Here is a 738-nt window from a genome sequence, read left to right on the forward strand (position 1 = left end):
GTTCCCCCTGTTGCTCAACCCCCCGGTGACGATACCGGTTCCCCACCTTGCTGATCACGCCCTCATCCAGCAATTGCTCCAGACCGGATTTCAGCTCCGGATGGCGGATCGGTTCACTCTCTACAATCTGTTTCACCGGAACAAACTCGCCATAATCACCGTTGCGGATGCGCTCCATGATCTGTTCCAGGACCGATGACTCCGGATCGGGTCGGGTTGCTTCCGGTTCCGGCAGTGATGGCCCGGTCTCCTGCCATACTGAGGGGTTCACTGGACGCAAGGCGATAATAGCGGCCAGGTCAATCATCAACGCCAGAGCCAGGAACAGCGATAACCGGAGGCTGTCATTCTGCACAAACAAGGGCTGGCCGTTCAGTTCTGTGGCGGCGTTGTGGTTCTGTTGCTGCAGGTTTGCCAGCAGGGCATCCCGGCGCTGATAGAGTGCCTCCAGTTCATTCAGGGTATTCAGACCCCTTGCCCGGTACTGGTTGCCGGTGTCCTGTTCGGCGCTGGCCAGCAGGATCTCAATCTGCTGGTTCAGCTGGGTGAGTTGCTGTTGCTGCTGTTTCACCAGAAACCGGTCACCAGCTTGTTGTTGCTGTCGGGTCAGCTGTTCGCTCTGGTGCTGTTGCCAGGTAGATTCCATATACCAGGCAGTGACCAGCACAGAAAGCCCCAGCAGACCATGGGCAAACCACCGGACCCGATGTTCCGGGTGACGGGCGAACAGATAGAGGC

The 738-nt window shown here is 58.1% G+C and carries 1 protein-coding gene; it reads right to left on the reverse strand.

Annotation, left to right across the window (positions count from 1 at the left end; genetic code table 11):
- Window positions 1-738, reverse strand: a 738-nt coding sequence (locus tag J7438_RS26460) for a hypothetical protein (RefSeq protein WP_209279008.1), incomplete at both ends; no start/stop codon positions are given.

It is taken from the genome of Thalassotalea sp. G20_0 (assembly GCF_017744175.1).
Taxonomy (GTDB): domain Bacteria; phylum Pseudomonadota; class Gammaproteobacteria; order Pseudomonadales; family Endozoicomonadaceae; genus Endozoicomonas.